Source organism: Teichococcus aestuarii (genome assembly GCF_042651065.1).
GTDB classification, from domain to species: Bacteria; Pseudomonadota; Alphaproteobacteria; order Acetobacterales; family Acetobacteraceae; genus Pseudoroseomonas; species Pseudoroseomonas aestuarii.
This window is the reverse complement of record NZ_JBHSCH010000122.1, coordinates 1-4,876: the sequence shown is the minus strand read 5'-3', so window position 1 is coordinate 4,876 and position 4,876 is coordinate 1. Positions and strand designations below refer to the sequence as shown.

At 73.1% G+C, this 4,876-nt stretch carries 5 protein-coding genes and 1 pseudogene; 4 read left to right on the top strand and 2 right to left on the bottom strand.

The window, feature by feature from the left end:
• Window positions 1-216, top strand: a 216-nt coding sequence (locus ACFOY6_RS23605; RefSeq protein WP_379652413.1) for a hypothetical protein, incomplete at its 5' end; no start/stop codon positions are given.
• Between the two features lie 112 nt (window positions 217-328).
• On the opposite strand, the gene ACFOY6_RS23600 is transcribed toward ACFOY6_RS23605, so the two are convergent.
• The gene (locus ACFOY6_RS23600) at window positions 329-592 is read right to left on the bottom strand and encodes a hypothetical protein (RefSeq protein WP_109516532.1); all 264 of its coding nucleotides are present in this window, start codon (window positions 590-592) and stop codon (window positions 329-331) included.
• 247 nt (window positions 593-839) lie between these two features.
• A complete protein-coding gene (gene purB, locus ACFOY6_RS23595; RefSeq protein WP_379652412.1) occupies window positions 840-2,177 on the bottom strand; it encodes an adenylosuccinate lyase in 1,338 nt (445 codons plus the stop codon).
• Window positions 2,178-2,386: 209 nt separating this feature from the next.
• Between purB and ACFOY6_RS23590 the strand changes: the two are divergent.
• From ACFOY6_RS23590 to ACFOY6_RS23580, 3 genes and pseudogenes are all read left to right on the top strand, one after another.
• Window positions 2,387-3,010 (top strand): annotated as a pseudogene (locus ACFOY6_RS23590) (TerC family protein); the annotation flags it as partial.
• Between the two features lie 428 nt (window positions 3,011-3,438).
• Window positions 3,439-4,068 (top strand): YjbE family putative metal transport protein, encoded by a 630-nt coding sequence (locus tag ACFOY6_RS23585; protein WP_109516534.1) that lies wholly within the window; start codon window positions 3,439-3,441, stop codon window positions 4,066-4,068.
• The gene (locus ACFOY6_RS23580; protein ID WP_181378059.1) at window positions 4,068-4,691 is read left to right on the top strand and encodes a hypothetical protein; all 624 of its coding nucleotides are present in this window, start codon (window positions 4,068-4,070) and stop codon (window positions 4,689-4,691) included. Before ACFOY6_RS23585 ends, ACFOY6_RS23580 begins: the two co-directional genes overlap by 1 nt.
• Window positions 4,692-4,876 lie beyond the last annotated feature (185 nt).

Sequence of the window (4,876 nt, the reverse complement as noted above, 5' to 3'; positions counted from 1 at the left end):
GCGGCCCGGCTCCAGGCCCGTCGGCGGCTCGCCCTCGCCGCCCTTGTCGCCCCGGAGCCCACCCAGCCTGCCGAGCCGCCCGCCCATGCCGGCGGCCCGCGCCTGGCGGACGAGGCGGGCGACAAGGGCGGCGAGGGCGAGCCGCCGACGGGCCTGGAGCCGGGCCGCGCCGCCGGCTCCGGCACGGAGGGGTCCCACCCCGCCAAGCCGCTCTGATCCCGGCGGGCCGCCCCGGCCCGGCGGGAAAGGGGCGCCCAGACAAGAGGGGCCGGGGGAATGCCTTCCCCCGGCCCCTTCTCATGCCGGCCCTTCCCGGGGTGTCGCCCCGTCAGAAGCCGAAATAGATGCCGGCGCGCGGCGGCGGCCGGTAGTAGCGCGGCGGCGGCGGCGGATAGTAGTAGCGCACCGGGGGCGGGTGGTAGTAGCGGGGCGGCGGCGCGTAGTGGCGCGCGCGCGGCGGCGGCCCGTAGTAGCGGGGGCCATGGCCGTAGCCCCGGCCATGGCCGCGATGGTGGCCCCAGCCACGATGGTCGTGCACCAGCACCACCTCATCCGCCTGGGCGGGAGCGGGCGCGGCGGTGAGGCCGAGCATCAGGCCGGCAGCCGCGAACCCGGCCAGAACCAGTTGACGCGCAGCCGGTAGACGCAAGCCTGGCATGGTTCGGTCCCTCCTCGACATGATGCGAGTGTCACGCGGGCCTGGGGCAGAACCGTGGCGGAGGGCGGGCGGCGGTGTGGCCGCCCGTAACCTTCCTGTGTGGTGCGCCGCACCTGCCCGTATGGTGCGCCGCACCGTGCCCACGTGGTGCGCGCGCACCCTGCCGGGCGAGGCCCCCGCCTCAGCCCGCGGCGAAGACGCGGGCGAAGATGGTCTCCACGTGGCGGAAGTCGCGCTGCGGGTCGATCGCCTGGTCCAGCGCCGCCGCGTCCAGCTTGCCGGCCACCTCGGCATCGGCCAGCAGGTTGTCGCGGAAGCTGCGGGAATCGGGGGTGCCGAGCGCCGTCCAGGTGGCCATGGCGGCGCGCTGCACGGCGCGGTAGGCGCCCTCGCGCGAGAGGCCGGCCTGGGTCAGCGCCAGCAGCACCTTCTGGCTGTGCACCACGCCGCCCAGGCTCTCCAGGTTGGCCGTCATCCGCTCCGGATAGACGGTCAGCTTGTCGATCATGCCGGTCAGGCGGGCGAGGGCGAAGTCCAGCGTGATGGTGGCGTCCGGCCCGATCACCCGCTCCACCGAGGAGTGGCTGATGTCGCGCTCATGCCACAGCGCCACGTTCTCCAGCGCCGGCAGGGCGTAGCCGCGCACGATGCGGGCGAGGCCGGTGAGGTTCTCCGACAGCACCGGGTTGCGCTTGTGCGGCATGGCGGAGGACCCCTTCTGGCCGGGGTGGAAGTATTCCTCCGCCTCGCGCACCTCGCTGCGCTGCAGGTGGCGCACCTCGGTGGCCAGCCGCTCGATGCCCGAGGCGATGACGGCCAGCGTGCAGAAGAAGGCGGCGTGCCTGTCGCGCGGGATCACCTGGGTGGAGACCGGCTCCACCGCCAGCCCCAGCTTCTCCGCCACGAAGGCCTCCACGCGCGGGTCCACGGCGGCGAAGGTGCCGACGGCGCCGGAAATGGCGCAGGTGGCGATCTCGTCACGCGCCGCCACCAGCCGGGCCCGGTTTCGGATGAATTCGGCGTAATGTCCCGCAAGCTTGAGACCGAAGGTGGTGGGCTCGGCATGGATGCCGTGGCTGCGGCCGACGGTGGGGGTGTATTTGTGCTCCTCGGCGCGGCGCTTCAGGGCGGCCAGCAGCCGGTCCAGCTCGGCGATCAGCAGGTCGGCGGCGCGCGCCAGCTGCACCGAGAGGCAGGTGTCCAGCACGTCGGAGCTGGTCAGGCCCTGGTGCATGAAGCGCGCATCCTCGCCGATGCCCTCGGCCATCCAGGTGAGGAAGGCGATGACGTCGTGCCGCGTCTCGCGCTCGATCTCGTCGATGCGGGCGATGTCGGCGGCGGAGATGGCGGCGGCGCGCGGCGCGCCCTTCTCGCGGATGGTGCGGGCGGCCTCGGCCGGGATGGTGCCGAGCTGGCCCATCGCCTCGGCCGCCAGCGCCTCGATCTCGAACCAGATGCGGTAGCGGGCCTCGGGGGACCAGATGGCGGTCATCTCGGGGCGGCTGTAGCGCGGAACCATGCGCGGTCCTCCTGCAGGGGCGCCAGCGGGGCGCCGGCGAGAGCGAAGGCCGGCACACGGACGGCCCGGGAGGGGCGGGGAATGGCCGCAGCACGCGGCGGCGTCAACCGGACGAACATGTCAAAAATGTCACCTTTCCGACACGAGAGTTGTGTAACGGCAGGTGTCGCTTTATGCGCCGCCTCTCCATCGGGAACGGGAACGGGTTCATGGATTTGGCAGGCTTGATGCCTGAACTGATTGCCCTCGGGCAGGTTCTCTTCATCGACCTCGTGCTGGCGGGCGACAACGCCATCGTCGTCGGCATGGCGGCGGCGGGTCTTCCCTCGGAGCAGCGGCGCAAGGCGATCTTCTGGGGCATCGTCGCCGCCACCGTCATGCGTATCGGCTTCGCGGCCATCACCACCCAGCTGCTGGCCATCGTCGGCATCACCCTGGCGGGTGGCGTGCTGCTGCTGTGGGTCTGCTGGAAGATGTTCCGCGAGCTGCGCGAGGGCGCGGGGCATGGCGGCCAGGACGAGGGGGTGGACGCGATCGAGTCCGCCGATGCCGCCAATCCGGGCGCGCCGCGCAAGACTCTGCGCCAGGCCATCGTGCAGATCCTGGTGGCCGACATCTCCATGTCGCTCGACAACGTGCTGGCGGTGGCCGGCGCGGCGAAGGAGCATCTGTGGGTGCTGGTGGTCGGCCTCGCCATCTCGGTGGTGCTGATGGGCGTCGCCGCCACGCTGATCGCGCGGCTGCTGGACCGCCACCGCTGGATCGCCTGGCTGGGCCTGCTGGTCATCCTCTACGTCGCCATCACCATGATCCTGGGCGGCACGGCGGAAGTGACCGAGGCGGTGCCGGAAGCCTACATGTACCTGGCCCTGCCGCTCGGCTACCTGGCCCTGCCGGGGGTCTTCCCCACCTGGCTCTGGGTCGGCGCCACGCTGCTGCAGGTGGTGGTGGTGACGGTGCTGGTCGCCGCCATTGGCACCAGCATCCGCCAGGCGCTGGAGCGGCAGCGCCACCGCGCGCACTGAGCGCGGCTTCCGCGCAGCGGCCGGGCGCCCCGCACGGGGCGCCCGCTTTCCGGCGCCGGTCCTCCGGCGCCGTTCTGCTTTCCAGCCTGTCCAGGGTGTCATGACCTGCCGGACAGATACCGGCCCGGCGGATTTCCGGCCGCGCCGGCCCGGCCTAGCGTCGCGCCCCTCGTTCCCTGCGGGTGTGCCCGAGCCTCCAGTCTCCGCCGCCCGCTCCTTGCGGAGACGCACTACGGATGGAATCGCTGACCGGCTCCCTCGGCAGTCTGGCCGAGATCATGTGGCTCAACATCATTCTCTCGGGCGACAACGCCGTGGTCATCGGCATGGCGGCCGCCGGCCTGCCGCCGCGGCAGCGCGCGCGCGCCGTGCTGTTCGGCATCGCCGCGGCGGCGGTGCTGCGCATCGTCTTCTCGGTCTTCGCCAGCATGCTGCTGGCGCTGTGGTGGATCGACCTGGTGGGCGGGCTGGCGCTGCTCTACATCGCCTGGAGCTTCTTCCGCGAGCTGCGCCACGAGAAGCAGGCCGAGGACGAGACCGGCCACGCCGTGCACGACAAGAGCCTGGCCCAGGCGCTGTGGCAGATCATCGTGGCCGATGTCTCGATGAGCCTCGACAACGTGCTGGCGGTGGCCGCCGTGGCCCGCGCCAACCTGACCCTGCTGATGGTGGGCCTCGGCATCTCCATCGTCATGATGGGCCTGCTGGGCGGGCTGCTGGCCAAGCTGCTGGATCGGTTCAAGATCATCGCCTATGTCGGCGTGGCGCTGATCGCCTATATCGGCGTGGAACTGCTCTGGGAGGGCCTGATCATGGCGAATGCGACGCTCAACCTCGGTCTCGGCCTGCCCGGGGCGGGCCATTGATGCGCGCCGGCCTCGGCCTGGCGCTGGCTGCCCTGCTGGCCGGCTGCGCGGCGCAGCCGGAGGGCGCGGGCGGCCCCGTGGTGGCGCGGCCGGGCCTGGACGCGGTGCTGGCCCGGCTGCCCGACGAGGCGGCCGGCTTCACCCGTGGCATGACCGCCGACATGGAGGCGACCCAGCCCGGCCAGGGCCGCGCGGTGGACTATGCCACCCCCGCCCGGGCCGGCGTCGCGGCGCGCGCCGCCATCGCCTCGGTCATCGTCTATGACAAGGGCCTGCCGCCGCTGCCGCCGGAGACCCCGCCGGCCGTGGTGGAGGCTCAGCTGAGCGAGGGCGTGGCCGAGGCGCTGATGCCCGCCCCCGGCCGCCAGATGGCCGAGGCCGGCCGCCGCGCCCTGGAAGTGCCGGGCGGCGCGCCGCTGCAATGCGCGGTGCTGGACGGCACCTATGGCCGCACGGCGATGTGGCAGCAGCTCTGCGTCGGCGTCGCGGCGGGGCGGTTCCTGAAGGTGTTCATCGCCGTGCCGGTGCGCCAGCGCGACCTGCTGGCGATGGATGCGGACGGCTTCACCCGCGCCATCGCGCAGGCCGCCCGCAACACCGGCGCGGTGCTTCCCACGCGCTGACCGGCGGGGTGGAAGAGAGCTGGGCGGAGGAAGGGCCGGGGGTTCCCGTCCCGGCTTCCTCCGTCCTACCGCTGCCGCGGCCAGTCCAGCTTCGGCTCGGCGCGCGCCGGGCCACGGCCGCGCCCGTCGGGGTAGGCGACCGGCGGCGGCACCGGCGGCGCGATGCGCGGCGCGGCGTCGCGCTG

Excerpts from the sequence above, each read along its gene's own strand:
- ACFOY6_RS23580 (WP_181378059.1), top strand. The coding sequence starts at position 4,068 with ATGCGCGCCGGCCTCGGCCTGGCGCTGGCTGCCCTGCTGGCCGGCTGC.
- ACFOY6_RS23585 (WP_109516534.1), top strand. The coding sequence starts at position 3,439 with ATGGAATCGCTGACCGGCTCCCTCGGCAGTCTGGCCGAGATCATGTGG.
- ACFOY6_RS23600 (WP_109516532.1), bottom strand. The coding sequence starts at position 592 with ATGCTCGGCCTCACCGCCGCGCCCGCTCCCGCCCAGGCGGATGAGGTG.
- purB (WP_379652412.1), bottom strand. The coding sequence starts at position 2,177 with ATGGTTCCGCGCTACAGCCGCCCCGAGATGACCGCCATCTGGTCCCCC.